Here is a 20873-nt window from a genome sequence, read left to right as displayed (position 1 = left end):
ATAAATTTGGGACGGCACGCACCGTCCCAATTATTAGACAGACGGGAGTTAATCAAGCATGCCTAAGTATCGTTCTGCTACCACCACCCACGGCCGCAATATGGCGGGTGCCCGCGCATTGTGGCGCGCCACCGGGATGACCGATGATGACTTCGGTAAACCGATTATCGCTGTGGTGAACTCCTTTACCCAGTTTGTGCCGGGTCACGTCCACCTGCGCGATCTCGGTAAGCTGGTTGCCGAACAAATCGAAGCCTCAGGCGGCGTGGCGAAAGAGTTCAACACCATTGCTGTGGATGATGGTATCGCCATGGGTCATGGCGGCATGCTGTATTCACTGCCGTCGCGTGAGCTGATCGCTGACTCCGTTGAGTACATGGTTAATGCCCACTGCGCCGATGCGATGGTCTGTATCTCCAACTGCGACAAAATCACCCCCGGGATGTTAATGGCCTCTCTGCGCCTGAACATCCCGGTTATCTTCGTTTCCGGCGGCCCGATGGAAGCCGGGAAAACCAAGCTCTCTGACCAAATCATCAAATTGGATCTGGTTGATGCGATGATTCAGGGCGCTGACCCGAAAGTTTCCGACTCACAAAGCGAGCAGGTTGAACGTTCCGCTTGCCCAACCTGCGGCTCCTGTTCCGGTATGTTCACCGCTAACTCGATGAACTGCCTGACCGAAGCGCTGGGCTTGTCGCAGCCGGGTAACGGTTCGCTGCTGGCGACTCACGCCGACCGTAAAGAACTTTTCCTCACCGCAGGCCAGCGCATCGTCGAGCTGACCAAACGTTATTATGAGCAGGACGATGCTTCCGCGCTGCCGCGCAACATTGCCAGCAAGGCAGCGTTTGAGAACGCCATGACGCTGGATATCGCCATGGGCGGCTCCACCAATACCGTTCTGCACCTACTGGCGGCCGCGCAGGAAGCGGAAATCGACTTCACCATGAGTGATATCGACAAGCTGTCCCGCAAAGTCCCGCAGCTGTGTAAAGTGGCGCCGAGTACGCAGAAATACCATATGGAAGACGTGCACCGCGCAGGCGGCGTACTGGGTATTTTAGGCGAACTGGATCGTGCTGGACTGCTGAACCGCGACGTGAAAAACGTGCTGGGGCTGACTCTGCCGCAAACGCTCGATCGGTATGACGTGATGTTGACCAAAGACGACGCGGTGAAAAAAATGTTCCGTGCAGGCCCGGCCGGCATTCGTACTACCCAGGCGTTCTCACAGGACTGCCGTTGGGATACGCTGGATGACGACCGCGCTGAAGGCTGCATTCGCTCGCTGGAGCATGCTTACAGCAAAGACGGCGGTCTGGCAGTTCTGTACGGTAACTTCGCGGAAAACGGCTGTATTGTAAAAACCGCAGGCGTGGATGACAGCATCCTGAAATTCACCGGCCCGGCAAAAGTGTATGAAAGCCAGGACGATGCGGTTGAAGCCATCCTCGGCGGTAAAGTGGTGGCTGGCGACGTGGTTGTCATTCGCTACGAAGGGCCGAAAGGCGGGCCTGGCATGCAGGAAATGCTCTACCCCACCACCTTCCTGAAATCGATGGGCCTCGGTAAGGCTTGCGCGCTGATTACCGACGGTCGTTTCTCCGGCGGTACTTCGGGGCTTTCCATTGGTCACGTTTCTCCGGAAGCGGCCAGCGGCGGTAATATCGCGATTATCGAAGATGGTGACATGATTGCCATCGATATCCCGAATCGTGGTATTCAACTTCAACTGAGTGATGCGGAAATCGCTGCGCGCCGTGAAGCGCAGGAAGCTCGCGGTGACAAAGCCTGGACGCCAAAGGATCGTCAGCGTCAGGTCTCCTTTGCACTGCGCGCTTACGCCAGCCTGGCAACCAGTGCCGACAAAGGTGCGGTGCGCGATAAGTCGAAGCTCGGGGGATAATGACCATGGCGGATTCACAACCTCTATCCGGCGCTCCTGAGGGCGCCGAGTATCTCAGAGCGGTACTGCGTGCGCCGGTATACGAAGCGGCACAGGTAACGCCGCTACAGAAAATGGAAAAACTCTCTTCGCGCCTCGACAATGTCATTCTGGTGAAGCGCGAAGACCGTCAACCTGTTCACAGCTTCAAGCTACGCGGTGCCTATGCCATGATGGCGGGCTTGACCGAAGAGCAAAAAGCGCATGGCGTCATTACCGCATCGGCTGGTAATCATGCTCAGGGCGTCGCTTTCTCTTCTGCGCGATTAGGCGTGAAGGCGCTGATTGTCATGCCAACGGCTACCGCCGATATCAAAGTCGACGCCGTTCGCGGCTTCGGCGGAGAAGTGCTGCTGCACGGCGCGAACTTTGATGAAGCCAAAGCCAAAGCGATTGAATTGTCGCAGCAGCAGGGGTTTACCTGGGTGCCGCCGTTCGATCATCCGATGGTGATTGCCGGGCAGGGCACGCTGGCGCTGGAGCTGCTCCAGCAGGACGCGCATCTCGATCGCGTCTTTGTGCCAGTTGGCGGCGGTGGTCTGGCGGCAGGTGTTGCGGTGCTAATTAAACAGCTGATGCCGCAAATCAAAGTGATTGCCGTGGAAGCCGAAGATTCGGCCTGTCTGAAAGCGGCGCTGGATGCCGGTCATCCGGTGGATCTGCCGCGAGTGGGTCTCTTTGCCGAAGGCGTGGCGGTCAAACGTATTGGCGATGAAACCTTCCGTCTGTGCCAGGAATACCTCGACGATATTATTACCGTGGATAGCGATGCTATTTGCGCGGCAATGAAAGACCTGTTCGAGGATGTACGTGCGGTGGCGGAGCCTTCCGGGGCGCTGGCGCTGGCGGGGATGAAAAAATACATCGCCCAGCATAATATTCGCGGTGAGCGTCTGGCGCATGTTCTTTCCGGCGCTAACGTTAACTTCCACGGCCTGCGCTACGTTTCCGAACGTTGCGAGCTGGGGGAACAGCGCGAAGCCTTGCTGGCCGTGACCATCCCGGAAGAAAAGGGCAGCTTCCTGAAGTTTTGCCAACTGCTGGGCGGGCGCTCGGTGACCGAGTTTAACTACCGCTTTGCTGATGCGAAAGACGCCTGCATTTTTGTCGGCGTACGTCTGAGCCGTGGGCTGGAAGAGCGTAAGGAAATCCTGCAACTGCTCAATGAGGGCGGCTATAGCGTGGTGGATCTGTCTGATGACGAGATGGCGAAGCTACACGTGCGCTATATGGTCGGTGGACGTCCGTCGAAACCCTTACAGGAACGTCTTTATAGCTTCGAATTTCCGGAGTCGCCGGGGGCGTTGCTCAAATTCCTGCATACCCTGGGGACGCACTGGAATATTTCATTGTTCCACTATCGCAGTCACGGCACTGACTATGGTCGTGTGCTGGCGGCGTTTGAGTTGGGTGAACACGAGCCTGATTTCGAAACGCGGCTGAATGAACTGGGTTATGACTGTCATGATGAAACACATAACCCGGCGTTCAGGTTCTTCCTGGCGGGTTAACGACAGCCATTAAAAAAGGGTTCATGTAAAAACATGAACCCTTTTTGCTACTGTATCAGCAGATTACAGAGTGATAACGTCGAATTCGACTTCGGTATTCACGTCAGCATCGTAATCCACACCGTCGAGGGCAAAACCGAACAGGTTCAGGAATTCCTGCTTGTATCCTGCATAGTCAGTTTCTTGCGCCAGGTTTTCGGTAGTGATCAGCGGCCACAGATCGCGACATGCCTGCTGAATGTCGTCACGCAGTTCCCAGTCATCCATACGGATACGCTGGTTGTCATCAAGCGCCACTTTATCGCCGTACAGGCTGGTGGTCATCAGACGGTTGATCTGCTCAATACAACCTTCGTGAATCCCTTGCGCTTTCATCAGCTTGAAGACCATGGAGATGTACAGTGGCATTACCGGAATCGCAGAAGATGCCTGGGTGATGACGGACTTCAGTACGGCAACGTTAGCGGAACCGTTCAGCGGTGCCAGCTGGTTACGCAGTTCTCCCGCCGCGCGATCGAGGTCTTCTTTCGCTTTGCCCAGCGCGCCGTGCCAGTAGATTGGCCAGGTCAGGTCGGTACCGATGTAGGAGTAGGCTACGGTTTTCACGCCATCAGCCAGCACGCCCGCTTCGCTCAGCGCGCCCATCCACAGTTCCCAGTCTTCGCCGCCCATGACGGTGACGGTGTTCTGAACTTCTTCTTCGGTTGCCGGCTCAATGCTGGCGGTGATGATCTGATCTTTGTTGGTATCGATCGCTTTAGAGGTGTAAACCTCACCGATTGGCTTCAGCGCTGAACGGACGATTTCACCGGTTTTCGGCATTTTACGCACTGGGGAAGCCAGTGAGTAAACCACCAGGTCAATCTGACCCAGGTCTTCTTTGATCAGTTTGATCACTTCATCACGGCATTCGTCAGAGAACGCATCGCCGTTGATGCTTTTGGAGTACAGACCTTCACGCTTGGCCGCTTCGTCGAAAGCTGCAGAGTTATACCAGCCTGCGGAACCTGGTTTGGTATCCGTGCCCGGTTTTTCGAAAAATACGCCGATAGTGGCGGCACCGCTGCCAAAGGCGGCGGAAATTCTGGAAGCCAGACCGTAACCGGTGGAAGCACCGATCACCAGCACGCGAGACGGGCCGTTCTCGATTTTCCCGTTCTGCTTAACATACTCGATCTGCTTTTCCACGTTGACTTTGCAGCCAGTCGGATGGGTCGTTGTACAGATGAATCCACGAATTTTTGGTTTGATTATCATAATGATGGCTAATTAAGTTTGTATTTTCGCTGTCAAGTGCGCAATGACACCGTCTGTTCTGGCCTGCTTAACGCGATGGTTAACAAGCCCCCCACTACAATGGATCACGACATTATACAGAAAAGGAGCGCCAATACTGAATCTACCACTGATTTTAGACCTGACGCTGGTGCTACTCTGCGGATTTACGTTCCAGAACAATCTTCCAAAACGCGTCGATCAGTGGTTCATGCAGCCGCTTTTTCGGCGCGCAGACGCCAAGCTCGAACGGTGTTTTTTCGTCACTTCGCTCTAAAATCATCACGCGATTACGCACCGGCTCCGGGCTGTTTTCTAGCACCACTTCCGGCAGCAGCGCCACGCCGCAGCCCAGCGCCACCATTGAGACCATCGCTTCGTGGCCACCCACCGTGGCGTAAATTGATGGGTTGCTGATTTTGTGACGGCGGAACCACAGCTCGATACGGCGGCGTACTGGACCCTGATCGGCCATGATAAACGGCACCGTCGACCAGTCCGGCTTATCGACCGATACCTGATTACGCACCGGGCAGGGCAACGCCGGAGCGATCAACACAACCGTCAGATTCTCCAGCATCGAGAACGCCACCGCGCCAGGCAGTGTTTCGGGCTTACCGGCAATCGCCAGATCGGCTTCACCAGTGACCACTTTATCCATCGCATCGGCGGCGTCGCCGGTGGTGAGCTTAATTTCCACTGACGGATGCTCGGCGCGGAAACGGTCAAGGATTGGCGGCAGATGGCTGTAGGCGGCAGTTACCGAACAGAAAATATGCAGTTCGCCTGACAGCGACGGCCCTTGTTGATCGAGAGTGTGGCGTAACTGCTGGTACTGCAACAGCGTCTGTTGGGCAAACACGCGCAGCTCTTCACCGGCTTCGGTCAGCGTAACCGTGCGGTTATCGCGCACAAACAGCGGCTGGCCGAGGTCTTCTTCGAGGCGCTGAATCTGCCGGGAAAGCGTGGATGGGCTGACGTGCATTGCCCGCGCGCTGCGGCCAAAGTGACGACTTTCAGCCAAATGCAGGAACATTTTCAGATCGCGTAAATCCACAGACGAGCCTCCGATTTTCTACGTTGCATAAATTGCAATGTGACGTTGTGAATATATCAATTTCCGCAATAAATTTCCTGTTGTAATGTGGATTCAATCTCGCAAATACAAATCTGCGAACCGAATAATAAGCACCACAACACAACATCACGGAGTACACCATCATGGCTAACTACTTTAATACACTGAACCTGCGCCAGCAGCTGGCACAGCTGGGTAAATGTCGCTTTATGGGTCGCGACGAATTCGCCGATGGTGCGAGCTACCTTCAGGGTAAAAAAGTGGTCATCGTCGGCTGTGGCGCCCAGGGTCTGAACCAGGGCCTGAACATGCGTGACTCCGGTCTGGATATCTCCTACGCACTGCGTAAAGAAGCCATTGCTGAGAAGCGTGCTTCCTGGCGTAAAGCGACCGAAAACGGCTTCAAAGTGGGTACCTACGAAGAGCTGATCCCGCAGGCTGATCTGGTGGTTAACCTGACGCCGGACAAGCAGCACTCCGACGTTGTGCGTTCTGTACAGCCGCTGATGAAAGACGGCGCGGCGCTGGGTTACTCCCACGGCTTCAACATCGTGGAAGTGGGCGAGCAGATCCGTAAAGACATCACCGTTGTGATGGTGGCACCGAAATGCCCGGGTACTGAAGTTCGTGAAGAGTACAAACGTGGTTTCGGCGTACCTACGCTGATCGCCGTTCACCCGGAAAATGATCCGAAAGGCGAAGGCATGGCGATTGCTAAAGCCTGGGCTGCGGCCACCGGCGGTCACCGTGCTGGCGTACTGGAGTCCTCCTTCGTTGCGGAAGTGAAATCTGACCTGATGGGTGAGCAGACTATCCTGTGCGGTATGCTGCAGGCCGGTTCTCTGCTGTGCTTCGATAAGCTGGTGGAAGAGGGTACTGACCCGGCATATGCTGAAAAACTGATTCAGTTCGGCTGGGAAACCATCACCGAAGCGCTGAAGCAGGGCGGCATCACTCTGATGATGGACCGTCTTTCTAACCCGGCGAAACTGCGTGCTTACGCGCTGTCCGAACAGCTGAAAGAGATCATGGCACCGCTGTTCCAGAAACACATGGATGACATCATCTCCGGTGAATTCTCTTCCGGCATGATGGCTGACTGGGCCAACGACGATAAGAAACTGCTGACCTGGCGTGAAGAGACCGGCAAAACCGCGTTCGAAACCGCTGCCCAGTTCGACGGTAAAATCGGCGAGCAGGAATACTTTGATAAAGGCGTTCTGATGATTGCGATGGTGAAAGCGGGCGTTGAGCTGGCGTTCGAAACCATGGTGGATTCCGGCATCATCGAAGAATCTGCTTACTACGAATCACTGCACGAACTGCCGCTGATCGCCAACACCATTGCCCGTAAGCGTCTGTACGAAATGAACGTGGTTATCTCTGATACCGCAGAATACGGCAACTACCTGTTCTCTTACGCTTGCGTACCGCTGCTGAAAGAGTTCATGACCACCCTGCAGACCGGCGACCTGGGCAAAGCGATTGCTGAAGGCGCGGTAGACAACGCGCAGCTGCGTGACGTGAACGATGCGATTCGCGGCCATGCTATCGAGAAAGTGGGCCAGAAACTGCGTGGCTACATGACCGATATGAAGCGCATTGCGGTCGCAGGATAATTCCTCATAGAGGAATGGCATATCAACAGCGCTTCGTAGGCCGGATAAGCGAAGCGCTATCCGGCAAAAAAAGCCCGGTGTTTAAACACCGGGCTTTCTATTAGTTACGGTACAGCACTTTAATGATGTGGTAACCGAACTGAGTGTGCAGCGGGCCGGTTGGCTCCAGCACAGGGCAGGAAAAGACCACTTTATCGAACGCCGGAACCATCTGGCCCTGACGGAATTCGCCTAAATCACCGCCGCGTTTGCCTGATGGGCAGATGGAGTGTTTCTTCGCCAGTTTGCCGAAGTCGGCGCCGTTTTTAATCTGTTCCAGAAGATCCAATGCCAGTTTCTCTTCTTTAACAAGGATATGCACTGCTGCTGCTGTTTTTGCCATGATCGTGCCTTGAGTGGGGTGGTTAAGGCTGGCTATACTACCACGCTGTTATTCTCCCCTCCCGACTTTCATGAGTGACCCTTTATGCGTTTGAACCCCGGACAACAACAAGCCGTCGAATTCGTCACCGGACCTTGCCTGGTGCTGGCGGGAGCGGGTTCCGGCAAGACGCGTGTTATCACCAACAAAATAGCCCATCTGATCCGTGAATGTGGCTATCAGGCACGACATATTGCGGCAGTGACCTTTACCAATAAGGCTGCGCGCGAGATGAAAGAGCGCGTGGCGCAAACGCTGGGTCGTAAAGAGGCGCGTGGGTTGATGATCTCCACTTTCCACACACTGGGACTGGATGTCATTAAGCGCGAATATGCGGCGCTGGGGATGAAGTCGAACTTCTCGCTGTTTGACGATACCGACCAGGTGGCCCTGCTTAAGGAACTGACCGAAGGGCTAATTGAAGACGATAAGCTTATTCTCCAGCAGCTGATCTCGACGATCTCCAACTGGAAAAACGATCTGATGACTCCGGCGCAGGCGGCAGCCAGCGCAAAGGGCGAGCGCGATCGTATTTTTGCCCACTGCTATGGTCTGTATGACGCGCATATGAAGGCGTGTAACGTCCTCGATTTTGACGATCTTATCCTGCTTCCTACTCTGCTGCTACAGCGCAATGAAGAAGTGCGTGAGCGCTGGCAAAACAGAATCCGCTACCTGCTGGTGGATGAATATCAGGATACCAACACCAGCCAGTATGAGCTGGTGAAGTTGCTGGTAGGGAAACGTGCGCGCTTTACCGTCGTGGGCGATGACGATCAGTCGATCTACTCCTGGCGCGGCGCCCGTCCGCAGAACCTGGTACTGTTGAGCAAAGATTTTCCGGCTTTACAGGTGGTGAAGCTGGAGCAAAACTACCGTTCATCAGGTCGCATCCTTAAGGCGGCGAACATCCTCATTGCGAACAATCCACACGTCTTTGAAAAGCGGCTCTTTTCTGAGCTGGGCTACGGCGCTGAGCTGAAGGTGCTGAGCGCAAATAATGAAGAGCATGAAGCCGAACGTGTGACCGGGGAATTAATTGCCCATCACTTTGTGAACAAGACGCAATATAAAGACTACGCCATCCTTTATCGCGGTAATCATCAGTCGCGCGTGTTCGAAAAGTTTCTGATGCAGAACCGTATCCCGTACAAAATTTCCGGCGGAACATCGTTCTTCTCGCGTCCGGAGATTAAAGATTTGCTGGCCTACCTGCGTGTGCTGAGCAACCCGGATGACGACAGCGCATTTTTGCGCATCGTAAACACGCCAAAGCGTGAAATCGGTCCGGCCACGCTGCAAAAGTTGGGTGAATGGGCGATGACGCGTAATAAAAGCCTGTTTACCGCCAGCTTTGATATGGGGCTTAGCCAGACACTGACCGGGCGCGGGTATGATTCTCTGACCCGCTTTACGCACTGGCTGGGTGAAATTCAGCGCCTGGCGGAGCGCGAACCGGTTGCCGCTGTACGCGATCTGATTCACGGTATTGATTACGAATCCTGGCTGTATGAAACCTCGCCGAGCCCGAAAGCGGCTGAAATGCGTATGAAAAACGTCAATACGCTGTTCAGCTGGATGACGGAGATGCTGGAAGGCAGTGAGCTGGAAGAGCCGATGACCCTGACCCAGGTCGTTACCCGCTTTACCCTGCGCGACATGATGGAGCGTGGAGAGAGCGAAGAAGAGCTGGATCAGGTGCAGTTGATGACGCTGCATGCATCAAAAGGGCTGGAGTTCCCTTACGTGTTTATGGTGGGAATGGAAGAAGGATTTTTGCCGCACCAGAGCAGTATCGATGAAGACAATATCGACGAAGAACGTCGTCTGGCTTACGTAGGGATTACGCGTGCACAGAAAGAACTCATCTTCACGCTGTGTAAAGAGCGTCGTCAGTACGGTGAGCTGGTGCGTCCGGAACCGAGTCGTTTCCTGCTGGAGCTGCCACAGGATGACGTTATCTGGGAACAAGAGCGTAAAGTGGTGAGCGCTGAGGAGCGGATGCAAAAAGGGCAGGCCAGCATCGCTAATATTCGGGCAATGATGGCGAAAGCCAAAGCGAAGTAGGTATTTTGTAGGCCGGATACGTGTAAACGCGCGCTATCCGGCAACCAATATCTAATGAACGTCCAGTGGCCAGTGGACATAGCTTTGCCACTGACTTTCCTGATCGATTAACTCTTTACCCAGCGGATGATGTTCCAGCCAGCCTTCTGGTAGCGTGACCGTCAGGTGCTCGTTTCTTGCATCCATTTGAATTTCCGGCACAAGATCGTCACGGCGGCGGCTGGCGAAGATGATCGCCAAACGTAGCAAACGGCAAAGATGCTCCGCGATGCGCGGTGGCACTGCGTTTTGCTGGTGGAGCGAAGAGAGGTCGACGGGATTGGTCTGGTTGAGTAACAGCGTTGCTAGCAGTTTCTTTTGCGCAGGGGTAAAACCCGGAAGATCGAGATTGCGCACCAGATAAGCGGCATGCTGTGGCGCCTGTTTAAAATCAACGCTCAGGCCAATTTCATGCAGCTGACAGGCACTAATCAGTAGTTCGCGGCTAATCGGTTCAAGATGCCACTTTTTTTCTACCTGATCGAGAAATTTAGTCGCTAAATTGGCAACGCGATGTGCTTGCTCTGTATCGACCATAAAGCGACGCTGGATATTGCGTAATGTGCGGCTACGAATATCCTGATCCACCGCCAGATGCAGCATGCCGTAGACCAGACCTTCACGTAATGCGCCGCCGGCCAAGGTCATGCATTGAATGTTCAGTTCGGTGAAAATAGCAATCAGAATGGCCAGCCCGCTGGGGAAAACCAGCGCACGTTCCAGCGTTAACCCTTCGATTTCCAGCTCTTCCAGACGACCGCAGTGAATGGCGCGCTGCTTAAGCTGCTGCAGTTTGGCCAACGTAATACGCTCATCCATACCCTGCGCCATCATGATTTCCTGCAACGCCTGGACGGTACCAGAGGCACCAACGCAAACTTTCCAGCCATGAAAACGCAGTTTGTCGGCGACCGGGCGCAGAACTTCACGTGCGGCCTTCTCTGCCTCGTCAAAGTTTTCCTGTGCCAGATTACGATCGGTAAAATAGCGTTCGAGCCAGGTGACGCAGCCCATCGACAGGCTGAACAGAGAGGTGGTTTGTGCGCCGGAACCGGTGACTAATTCAGTGCTGGCGCCACCAATATCCACAACCAGACGCTGATCGGCACCGCCGGTTGTGTGGGCCACACCTTGATAAATCAGTCGCGCTTCTTCTTCACCGCTAATCACCTGGACAGGGCAGCCAAGGATCTCTTGCGCTTTGGCAATAAACACATCGGCATTTACGGCGATGCGTAATGTTGCCGTGGCGACCACCCGGATTTGTGGATGCGGAATATCCTGCAGACGTTCAGCAAACAGGCGCAAACATTGCCAGCCGCGCTCCATCGCTTCAACAGAGAGCTCGTTGTCACCGTTGAGTCCAGCGGCCAGACGCACTTTGCGTTTGATACGCGTGAGCGTCTGGATGCTTCCTGCCACCTCGCGTACAACCAGCATATGAAAACTATTCGAGCCGAGATCGATTGCTGCATACAGCGAAGTAGAATTCATACACTTCATCCTTCAACCTGTATCTGTGTTGGCTGCGTTCTCTCACCCGAATCACCTACTAAAATAAGCTCATCGGGATTCGTTTTCTTGCCGCCTTGATACAGGCTGAATGATTTTGTGTATGGCATAACTTTTCTTAACCTGAACGACGACGATTACGCTGAGCACCACCGGTACGGCGTGGGCCATTGCCTGTACGCGGGCGCGTTAAGCGCAACGGTTTCGGCAGATCGGTCATCAGCGCATCCGGGTTATATTTGCTGACCGGAATCGAGTGGCCGATATAGGTCTCGATTGCGGGTAAATTCAGCGCGTACTCTTCACAGGCCAGGCTGATAGAGTGACCGCTTGCGCCAGCACGTCCGGTACGACCGATTCGGTGAACGTAATCTTCACAGTCATCCGGCAGGTCATAGTTAAATACGTGCGTTACTGCTGGGATATGCAGGCCACGCGCAGCGACATCCGTCGCAACGAGAATGTCGAGATCGCCACGGGTGAACTCATCAAGAATACGCAGACGTTTTTTCTGTGCTACGTCACCGGTCAGCAGACCGACGCGATGACCGTCCGCAGCAAGGCTGCCCCAGATATCTTCACAACGATGCTTGGTGTTAGCAAAAACAATGGCGCGATCTGGCCACTCTTCTTCAATCAGCGTTTGCAGCAAACGCATTTTCTCTTCGTTGGAAGGGTAGAAGAGCTCTTCTTTAATGCGGTGGCCAGTTTTCTGTTCCGGTTCGACTTCAACGTACTCAGCGTTATTCATCTGTTCGAACGCCAGTTCGCGAACGCGGTAAGAGAGGGTTGCAGAAAACAGCATGTTCAGACGTTGGGTGGTTGGCGGCATACGACGGAACAGCCAACGGATATCTTTAATAAAGCCCAGATCGTACATACGATCGGCTTCATCCAGCACCACGACCTGAATCGCGCCCAGATTAATGTGGTTCTGTTTTGCATAGTCGATGAGACGACCGGTCGTGCCGATAAGAATATCGACGCCGCTTTCCAGCACTTTCAGCTGTTTATCGTAACCGTCGCCGCCATACGCCAGGCCTAATTTCAGACCAGTGGTCTGTGCCAGCGGCTCGGCATCGGCGTGGATCTGCACGGCTAACTCACGCGTTGGCGCCATAATTAACGCACGCGGTTGGTTCACCTTGCGATCGGCAATCGCGGGATGAGAGAGAAGATAATGAAACGTTGACGTCAGGAACGCCATCGTTTTTCCGGTACCGGTTTGCGCCTGCCCGGCAACATCACGACCAGCCAGCGTTAGCGGCAGCGCGAGGGCCTGAATGGGCGTACAGTTATGAAAGCCTTTATTTTCAAGGGCTTCTATCACCTTTGGGTGCAGGGCGAAGTCGGAAAACTTCTGTTCTGTTAAATGTGTTTTGCTCATAGTGTGGTAGAATATCAGCTTACTATTGCTTTACGAAAGCGTATCCGGTGAAATAAAGTCAACCTTTAGTTGGTTAATGCTACATCAACACGTCGTTGATTAATGCTACACCAATGCACCAGGCTTATTCCTGTGGAGTTATTATGAGCGATAAAATTATTCACCTGACTGACGACAGTTTTGACACGGATGTACTCAAAGCGGACGGAGCAATCCTCGTTGATTTCTGGGCAGAGTGGTGCGGTCCGTGCAAAATGATCGCTCCGATTCTGGATGAAATCGCTGACGAATATCAGGGCAAACTGACGGTTGCTAAACTGAACATTGACCAAAACCCAGGCACCGCGCCGAAGTATGGTATCCGTGGCATCCCGACCCTGCTGCTGTTTAAAAACGGCGAAGTTGCGGCGACGAAAGTCGGCGCGCTGTCCAAAGGTCAGTTGAAAGAATTCCTCGACGCTAATTTAGCGTAAGGAAGTCTCATGATCGGGCGACCCTACTTCGAAATGATTCGGATGACTGGACGCCCGACTTGAGTCGTGCTAAGTTAGTGTTGACTTCGTATTAAACATACCTTATTAAGTTTGAATCTAGTTATATCCAATACTTCCCGTTGTTTCTCGCGCGAGAAGTGGACAGATTCCTGGCTTGTCACTCAATCCGTCTTGTCGTTTCAGTTCTGCGTACTTTCCTGTGACCAGACAGCGAACAGACATGAGTTGATGGCCGTAAACAGGCATGGATGACCCTGCCATACCATTCACAACATTAAGTTCGAGATTTACCCCAAGTTTAAGAACTCACACCATTATGAATCTTACCGAATTAAAGAATACGCCGGTTTCTGAGCTGATCACTCTCGGCGAAAATATGGGCCTTGAAAACCTGGCTCGTATGCGCAAGCAGGACATTATTTTTGCCATCCTGAAGCAGCACGCAAAGAGTGGCGAAGATATCTTTGGTGACGGTGTGCTGGAGATATTGCAGGATGGATTTGGTTTCCTCCGCTCTGCAGACAGCTCCTACCTCGCCGGTCCTGATGACATCTACGTTTCTCCCAGCCAAATCCGCCGTTTCAACCTCCGCACTGGTGATACCATTTCTGGTAAGATTCGCCCGCCGAAAGAAGGTGAACGCTACTTTGCGCTGTTGAAAGTTAACGAAGTTAACTACGACAAACCAGAAAACGCCCGTAACAAAATCCTCTTTGAGAACTTAACGCCTCTGCACGCAAACTCTCGTCTGCGTATGGAACGTGGTAACGGTTCTACTGAAGACTTAACGGCGCGTGTACTGGATCTGGCATCGCCGATCGGTCGTGGCCAACGTGGTCTGATTGTTGCTCCGCCGAAAGCGGGTAAAACCATGCTGCTGCAGAACATCGCGCAGAGCATTGCATACAATCATCCTGACTGCGTGCTGATGGTACTGCTGATTGACGAACGTCCGGAAGAAGTTACCGAGATGCAGCGTCTGGTGAAAGGTGAAGTGGTTGCCTCTACCTTTGACGAACCAGCCTCCCGCCACGTTCAGGTTGCGGAAATGGTTATCGAGAAGGCGAAACGTCTGGTTGAACACAAGAAAGACGTTATCATTCTGCTTGACTCCATCACCCGTCTGGCGCGTGCATATAACACCGTGGTTCCGGCTTCCGGTAAAGTACTGACCGGTGGTGTGGACGCCAACGCCCTGCATCGTCCGAAGCGTTTCTTTGGTGCTGCACGTAACGTGGAAGAGGGCGGTAGCCTGACCATCATCGCTACTGCGCTGATTGATACCGGCTCTAAAATGGATGAAGTTATCTACGAAGAGTTTAAAGGTACCGGCAACATGGAACTGCATCTCTCTCGTAAGATTGCTGAAAAACGCGTCTTCCCGGCTATCGACTACAACCGTTCCGGTACCCGTAAAGAAGAGCTGCTCACTACCCAGGAAGAGCTGCAGAAAATGTGGATCCTGCGCAAAATCATCCATCCGATGGGTGAAATCGACGCAATGGAATTCCTCATTAACAAACTGGCGATGACCAAGACCAACGACGATTTCTTCGATATGATGAAGCGTTCCTGATTCGGGCATCATCTGAAAACGCCACGTTTTTACGTGGCGTTTTGCTTTTGTGGATGTAATCTTAACGACACAATAATAATAATCCGGTATGACATACCGCCTGGCGATGAAGGGTTGTAATTCGTATTTTGTGGTTAATAATCATACAGAACCACCTGATATGGAATCGGGTTTCTCTTCTGAATAATCGCCTGGATGGTTATACTTCATATATTGATATTCTTTGAGAGTATGTATAGTGAATTTACTGACAGCAAGTACTGATCTCATCAGTATTTTTTTATTCACAACGCTGTTTCTTTTCTTTGCCCGTAAGGTTGCGAAAAAGATAGGATTGGTGGATAAACCCAACTTCCGCAAACGTCATCAGGGACTGATTCCGTTGGTTGGGGGGATTTCGGTTTACGCAGGCATTTGCTTTACGTTCCTCATCGCCGATTATTATATCCCGCATGCAACTCTCTACCTGGCTTGTGCCGGTGTACTGGTGTTTATCGGTGCGCTGGACGACCGCTTTGATATCAGTGTAAAAATCCGTGCGACCATCCAGGCTATCATCGGCATCATTATGATGGCGGTAGGTAAGCTCTATCTGTTGAGCCTTGGGTTCATTTTTGGCCCTTGGGAAATGGTGCTCGGTCCTTTTGGCTATTTCCTTACCCTTTTCGCCGTTTGGGCTGCAATTAACGCCTTTAACATGGTGGATGGGATTGATGGTCTGTTAGGCGGGCTATCCAGCGTATCATTCGCCGCAATGGGGCTTATCTTGTGGTTTGACGGCCAGACAAGCCTGGCTATCTGGTGTTTTGCCATGATCGCCGCCATTCTGCCTTACATCATGCTGAACCTGGGTATTCTCGGACGTCGCTATAAGGTCTTTATGGGTGATGCGGGGAGTACGCTGATTGGCTTTACGGTCATCTGGATCCTGCTGGAGACCACTCAAGGTAAAACGCATCCTATTAGCCCGGTCACCGCACTGTGGATTATTGCCATTCCGTTAATGGATATGGTGGCGATCATGTATCGTCGTTTACGTAAAGGTATGAGCCCTTTCTCCCCGGACCGCCAACATATTCATCATTTAATTATGCGCGCCGGGTTTACCTCCCGACAGGCTTTTGTCCTGATTACGCTGGCTGCTGCGATCCTGGCTTCTATCGGCGTGTTGGCTGAATATTCTCGGGTCGTTCCGGAATGGGTGATGCTGGTGCTCTTTTTACTGGCATTTGTCTTGTACGACTATTGTATTAAACGTGCCTGGAAGGTAGCGAGATTTATCAAACGCTGGAAGCGCAAGTTGCGTAGAAACCGTGACAGTAAACCAAACTTAACCAAATAAATTGAGGGTACGATGACACAACCATTACCGGGGGAACATGCCATGAGCGCTGAAAATGAACTGGACATCCGTGGGTTGTTTCGTACTTTGTGGACAGGGAAGGTGTGGATCGTCGGTATGGCTCTCGCCTTCGCGTTAGTCGCTCTCGCCTATACGTTTTTTGCTCGTCAGGAGTGGAGCGCGACGGCGATTTCAGACAGGCCAACGGTTAATATGTTGGGCGGCTATTACTCTCAGCAGCAGTTCTTACGTAACCTGGACATCAAGGCCAGTCTTGCATCTGCGGATCAGCCGTCAGTGATGGATGAGGCCTATAAAGAATTTATCATGCAGCTTGCCTCATGGGATACGCGCCGTGAATTCTGGCAGCAGACTGATTATTACAAGCAACGTATGGTGGGGAACAGTAAAGCCGATGCGGCGATGCTGGATGAACTGATTAATAACATTCAGTTTATGCCCGGCGATGCGGTTCGTAATACCAATGACAGCGTGAAGCTGATTGCCGAAACGGCACCTGATGCCAACAATCTGTTGCGTCAGTACGTCGCGTTTGCCAGTCAGCGTGCGGCGCGTCATCTGAACGACGAGTTAAAGGGAGCCTGGGCTGCGCGCACTGTGCAGATGAAGGCGCAGGTTAAACGCCAGGAAGAAGTGGCGAAATCGATTTTCTCTCGCCGAGTTCACAACATTGAGCAGGCTCTCAAAATTGCTGAACAGCATAATATTTCGCGTACTTCCACTGACGTTCCGGCTGAAGAGCTACCCGATTCTGAACTGTTTTTGCTTGGACGTCCTATGCTGCAGGCGCGACTCGAAAACCTGCAATCTGTTGGTCCCGATTTCGATCTGGACTACTTCCAAAACCGAGCCATGCTTAACACACTGAACGTTGGGCCAACTCTGGATCCGCGTTTTCAGACCTATCGTTATTTGCGTACGCCGGAGGAACCGGTAAAACGTGACAGCCCTCGTCGTGCCTTCCTGATGATTATGTGGGGCATCGTTGGGGCTCTGATCGGTGCTGGTGTCGCGTTAACCCGTCGCCGCACGATTTAGCAATATCGTTGCAGTGAGGGGCTGGGCCCTCACTGCCAATCCGAAGAGAATCGATGTGAAAGTACTGACTGTATTTGGCACGCGACCGGAGGCCATAAAAATGGCACCTCTGGTTCATGCGCTGGCAAAAGATCCTGATTTTGAGGCAAAAGTTTGCGTCACGGCGCAGCATCGGGAGATGCTCGATCAGGTGTTGAACCTCTTTTCCATTGTACCTGACTACGATCTCAATATTATGCAGCCAGGTCAGGGACTAACAGAAATTACCTGCCGAATACTGGAAGGATTAAAGCCAATTCTGGCTGATTTTAAACCTGACGTTGTGTTAGTTCACGGCGATACCACAACCACCATTGCTACTAGCCTGGCCGCGTTCTATCAGCGCATCCCGGTAGGGCATGTGGAGGCAGGCTTACGTACAGGCGATCTCTACTCTCCCTGGCCGGAAGAGGCGAACCGTACGCTGACCGGGCATTTGGCGATGTATCATTTTGCACCAACAGAAAACTCGCGCCAAAACCTGTTACGGGAAAACATTTCTGATAACCGCATCTTCGTTACAGGTAATACGGTTATTGATGCGTTGATTTGGGTACGCGATCGCGTACTGGCGAGCGATGCATTACGAGCTGAACTGGCAGAGCATTATCCATTCCTGAGCTCGGATAAAAAGATGATACTGGTGACCGGTCATCGTCGGGAAAGCTTCGGTCGTGGTTTTGAACACATTTGTCATGCGCTGGCGGAAATTGCCGCGGCCAATCAGAACGTACAGATTGTCTATCCGGTGCACCTGAATCCTAACGTCAGCGAACCGGTTAATCGCATTCTGGGTCACGTTGAAAACGTCATCCTGATTGAACCGCAGGATTACATGCCGTTTGTCTGGCTGATGAATCACGCCTGGCTGATCCTTACCGACTCTGGCGGGATTCAGGAAGAAGCCCCATCTCTGGGGAAACCGGTACTGGTGATGCGCGAAACGACGGAACGTCCGGAAGCGATTACTGCAGGCACAGTACGTCTGGTAGGGACCGACCCGCAGCGTATTGTCGAAGAAGTCACGCGTTTGCTGCATGACGACAATGAATATCAGACCATGAGCCGCGCCCATAATCCGTATGGTGACGGGCAGGCATGTGGCCGCATTTTACACGCGTTAAAAAATAATCGGATATCGCTATGAGTTTTACGACCATTTCTGTCATTGGGCTGGGTTATATCGGACTGCCGACGGCGGCTGCCTTTGCTTCCCGTCAAAAGCATGTGATTGGCGTAGATGTAAATCAACACGCGGTGGATACCATTAATCGCGGTGAAATTCATATCGTTGAGCCAGATTTGGGCGCAGTGGTGAAAACGGCGGTCGAAAATGGATTTCTGCGTGCGACCACAACCCCTGTAGATGCGGATGCCTATTTGATTGCTGTGCCTACTCCGTTTAAGGGGGAGCACGAACCCGATATGGTTTATGTGGAAGCCGCGGCTAAATCTCTTGCACCGGTGCTGAAAAAAGGCGCGTTGGTGATCCTTGAATCGACGTCGCCTGTCGGGGCCACTGAACAGATGGCCACATGGCTGGCTGAAATGCGTCCTGACCTGACTTTCCCGCAGCAAGTCGGTGAACACGCGGATGTTAACATTGCTTATTGCCCAGAGCGCGTGCTGCCGGGCCAGGTGATGGTTGAACTGATTAAAAACGACCGCGTGATTGGGGGAATGACCTCCGTCTGTTCCGCGCGTGCTAGCGAACTGTACAACATTTTCCTGGAGGGCGAATGTGTCGTAACCAACGCCCGCACCGCGGAAATGTGCAAACTGACTGAAAATAGCTTCCGCGACGTCAATATCGCCTTCGCCAATGAGCTGTCGCTGATTTGCGCCGATCAGGGGATCAACGTCTGGGAACTGATTCGACTGGCAAATCGCCATCCGCGCGTGAATATTTTGCAACCGGGTCCGGGGGTTGGCGGGCACTGTATCGCGGTTGATCCGTGGTTTATCGTGGCGCAGAACCCGCAGCAGGCGAAATTGATTCGCACCGCGCGTGAGGTAAACGACGGTAAGCCTCATTGGGTGGTTGATCAGGTAAAAGCTGCCGTGGCCGACTGTCTGGCGGATACCAATAAACGGGCCAGCGAAGTGAAAATTGCCTGTTTTGGTCTGGCATTTAAACCGAATATTGATGACTTACGTGAAAGCCCGGCGATGGGAATTGCGCAAAGCATCGCGCAATGGCACAAAGGCGAAACATTGGTGGTGGAACCGAACATCCATCAACTGCCGAAAAAACTGGACGGTCTGTGCCAACTGGCAGCGCTGGACGATGCCCTGGCTAGCGCCGATGTGCTGGTCTTGCTGGTCGACCATAATGAATTTAAAGCCATTAAAGGCGATGCGGTTCACCAGCAATATATCGTTGATACCAAAGGGGTCTGGCGCTAATGAAACGAATTCTGGTTACCGGTGGAGCGGGATTCATCGGCTCGGCGGTTGTACGGCATATCATTCAGGAGACTCAGGATGCGGCAATTGTGGTCGATAAGCTGACCTATGCCGGAAACCTGATGTCGCTGGAGCCGGTTGCACAGAATCCTCGTTTTACCTTTGAGAAAGTCGATATCTGCGATCGAGCTTCGCTCGATAGGGTGTTTCAACACTATCAGCCGGACTGCGTGATGCATCTGGCGGCAGAAAGCCACGTCGATCGCTCAATTGATGGTCCGGCCGCCTTTATCGAAACTAACATCGTGGGAACCTACACGCTGTTGGAAGCGGCGCGCGCTTACTGGAGTGATTTAACCAGCGAGAAAAAATCAGCGTTTCGTTTCCACCATATCTCGACTGACGAGGTGTATGGCGACCTGCATTCTACGGATGATTTCTTCACTGAAACCACACCGTATGCACCGAGCAGCCCTTATTCCGCGTCGAAAGCCAGCAGCGATCATCTGGTTCGCGCCTGGCTGCGTACCTACGGTCTGCCAACGCTGATAACCAACTGTTCTAACAACTATGGTCCGTACCATTTCCCGGAAAAACTGATTCCGCTGATGATCCTCAACGCATTGGCGGGGAAGCCGTTGCCGGTTTACGGCAATGGGCAACAGATCCGTGATTGGTTGTATGTAGAAGATCACGCCAGGGCGCTCTATTGTGTGGCGACAACGGGCGCGGTGGGAGAAACCTATAATATCGGTGGCCATAACGAGCGTAAAAACCTGGAAGTTGTCGAAACGGTTTGCAGCCTGTTGGAAGAGCTGGCACCGCAAAAGCCGCAGGGTATCGCGCAGTACCGCGACTTGATCGCTTTTGTGGACGATCGCCCGGGTCATGATTTGCGTTATGCCATTGACGCGTCGAAAATAGCGCGTGAACTAGGCTGGATGCCGCAAGAAACGTTTGAAAGCGGAATGCGCAAAACCGTGCAATGGTATCTGGCTAATCAGGCATGGTGGAAACCCGTGCAGGACGGCAGTTACCAGGGCGAACGTTTAGGTCTGAAGGGCTAACAGCCTGGTTTTGGCTCCCGGAGGAGACAACGC

The 20873-nt window shown here is 52.9% G+C and carries 17 protein-coding genes; 12 read left to right on the top strand and 5 right to left on the bottom strand.

The genetic code is table 11. The features are described from left to right. The first annotated feature begins 58 nt into the window (after window positions 1-58). Window positions 59-1909 (top strand): dihydroxy-acid dehydratase, encoded by a 1851-nt coding sequence (ilvD, locus tag OGY08_RS22185; RefSeq protein ID WP_008787065.1) that lies wholly within the window; start codon window positions 59-61, stop codon window positions 1907-1909. Between the two features lie 5 nt (window positions 1910-1914). Beyond that, complete coding sequence (gene ilvA, locus OGY08_RS22180) at window positions 1915-3459, top strand: threonine ammonia-lyase, biosynthetic (protein ID WP_003018007.1); 1545 nt, start codon at window positions 1915-1917, stop codon at window positions 3457-3459. A gap of 63 nt (window positions 3460-3522) precedes the next feature. On the opposite strand, the gene fabV is transcribed toward ilvA, so the two are convergent. Together fabV and ilvY are read right to left on the bottom strand one after the other, a co-directional pair. Then, complete coding sequence (fabV, locus tag OGY08_RS22175) at window positions 3523-4716, bottom strand: enoyl-ACP reductase FabV (protein ID WP_008787067.1); 1194 nt, start codon at window positions 4714-4716, stop codon at window positions 3523-3525. A 172-nt stretch (window positions 4717-4888) separates the two neighbouring features. After that, on the bottom strand, window positions 4889-5791 hold the full coding sequence (gene ilvY, locus OGY08_RS22170; RefSeq protein WP_003829023.1) for an HTH-type transcriptional activator IlvY: 903 nt from the start codon (window positions 5789-5791) through the stop codon (window positions 4889-4891). A 164-nt stretch (window positions 5792-5955) separates the two neighbouring features. Between ilvY and ilvC the strand changes: the two genes are divergently transcribed. Beyond that, window positions 5956-7431: a ketol-acid reductoisomerase gene (ilvC, locus tag OGY08_RS22165; protein WP_003829020.1), complete on the top strand. Its 1476-nt coding sequence runs from the start codon at window positions 5956-5958 to the stop codon at window positions 7429-7431. 100 nt (window positions 7432-7531) lie between these two features. Here the strand turns inward: ilvC and ppiC are convergent, their stop codons facing one another. After that, window positions 7532-7813: a peptidylprolyl isomerase PpiC gene (gene ppiC, locus OGY08_RS22160; protein WP_003017999.1), complete on the bottom strand. Its 282-nt coding sequence runs from the start codon at window positions 7811-7813 to the stop codon at window positions 7532-7534. An 84-nt stretch (window positions 7814-7897) separates the two neighbouring features. Between ppiC and rep the strand changes: the two genes are divergently transcribed. Then, window positions 7898-9919: a DNA helicase Rep gene (rep, locus tag OGY08_RS22155; RefSeq protein WP_057067462.1), complete on the top strand. Its 2022-nt coding sequence runs from the start codon at window positions 7898-7900 to the stop codon at window positions 9917-9919. Window positions 9920-9970: 51 nt separating this feature from the next. Here rep and gppA read toward each other — a convergent pair whose 3' ends face one another. Both gppA and rhlB read right to left on the bottom strand, forming a co-directional pair. Then, on the bottom strand, window positions 9971-11452 hold the full coding sequence (gene gppA / locus OGY08_RS22150; RefSeq protein WP_003829016.1) for a guanosine-5'-triphosphate,3'-diphosphate diphosphatase: 1482 nt from the start codon (window positions 11450-11452) through the stop codon (window positions 9971-9973). A 136-nt stretch (window positions 11453-11588) separates the two neighbouring features. After that, the gene (gene rhlB / locus OGY08_RS22145) at window positions 11589-12857 is read right to left on the bottom strand and encodes an ATP-dependent RNA helicase RhlB (RefSeq protein WP_125363356.1); all 1269 of its coding nucleotides are present in this window, start codon (window positions 12855-12857) and stop codon (window positions 11589-11591) included. A gap of 143 nt (window positions 12858-13000) precedes the next feature. Here rhlB and trxA point away from each other — a divergent pair, with 143 nt between their 5' ends. The 8 genes from trxA to rffG all read left to right on the top strand — a co-directional run bounded on the left by trxA (window position 13001) and on the right by rffG (window position 20840). Then, a complete protein-coding gene (trxA, locus tag OGY08_RS22140) occupies window positions 13001-13330 on the top strand; it encodes a thioredoxin TrxA (protein ID WP_001280776.1) in 330 nt (109 codons plus the stop codon). A gap of 130 nt (window positions 13331-13460) precedes the next feature. Further along, on the top strand, window positions 13461-13580 hold the full coding sequence (locus OGY08_RS22135) for a rho operon leader peptide (protein ID WP_049259789.1): 120 nt from the start codon (window positions 13461-13463) through the stop codon (window positions 13578-13580). Window positions 13581-13667: 87 nt separating this feature from the next. Beyond that, window positions 13668-14927: a transcription termination factor Rho gene (gene rho, locus OGY08_RS22130; RefSeq protein WP_002437993.1), complete on the top strand. Its 1260-nt coding sequence runs from the start codon at window positions 13668-13670 to the stop codon at window positions 14925-14927. A gap of 238 nt (window positions 14928-15165) precedes the next feature. Beyond that, a complete protein-coding gene (gene wecA, locus OGY08_RS22125) occupies window positions 15166-16269 on the top strand; it encodes a UDP-N-acetylglucosamine--undecaprenyl-phosphate N-acetylglucosaminephosphotransferase (RefSeq protein WP_032945680.1) in 1104 nt (367 codons plus the stop codon). A 12-nt stretch (window positions 16270-16281) separates the two neighbouring features. Next, on the top strand, window positions 16282-17328 hold the full coding sequence (wzzE, locus tag OGY08_RS22120) for an ECA polysaccharide chain length modulation protein (protein ID WP_003829003.1): 1047 nt from the start codon (window positions 16282-16284) through the stop codon (window positions 17326-17328). Between the two features lie 55 nt (window positions 17329-17383). Then, window positions 17384-18514 (top strand): non-hydrolyzing UDP-N-acetylglucosamine 2-epimerase, encoded by a 1131-nt coding sequence (wecB, locus tag OGY08_RS22115; RefSeq protein ID WP_048227517.1) that lies wholly within the window; start codon window positions 17384-17386, stop codon window positions 18512-18514. Then, a complete protein-coding gene (gene wecC, locus OGY08_RS22110) occupies window positions 18511-19773 on the top strand; it encodes a UDP-N-acetyl-D-mannosamine dehydrogenase (protein ID WP_125363357.1) in 1263 nt (420 codons plus the stop codon). The genes wecB and wecC overlap by 4 nt, the downstream gene beginning before the upstream one ends. After that, window positions 19773-20840 (top strand): dTDP-glucose 4,6-dehydratase, encoded by a 1068-nt coding sequence (gene rffG, locus OGY08_RS22105; protein ID WP_032945684.1) that lies wholly within the window; start codon window positions 19773-19775, stop codon window positions 20838-20840. The genes wecC and rffG overlap by 1 nt, the downstream gene beginning before the upstream one ends. The last annotated feature ends 33 nt before the right edge of the window (window positions 20841-20873 follow it).

Origin of the sequence: Citrobacter sp. Cpo069 (assembly GCF_030332785.1) — a bacterium.
GTDB lineage: Bacteria > Pseudomonadota > Gammaproteobacteria > Enterobacterales > Enterobacteriaceae > Citrobacter > Citrobacter portucalensis.
The sequence above is the reverse complement of the archived record's forward strand: the minus strand, read 5'-3'. Positions and strand labels throughout refer to the sequence as shown.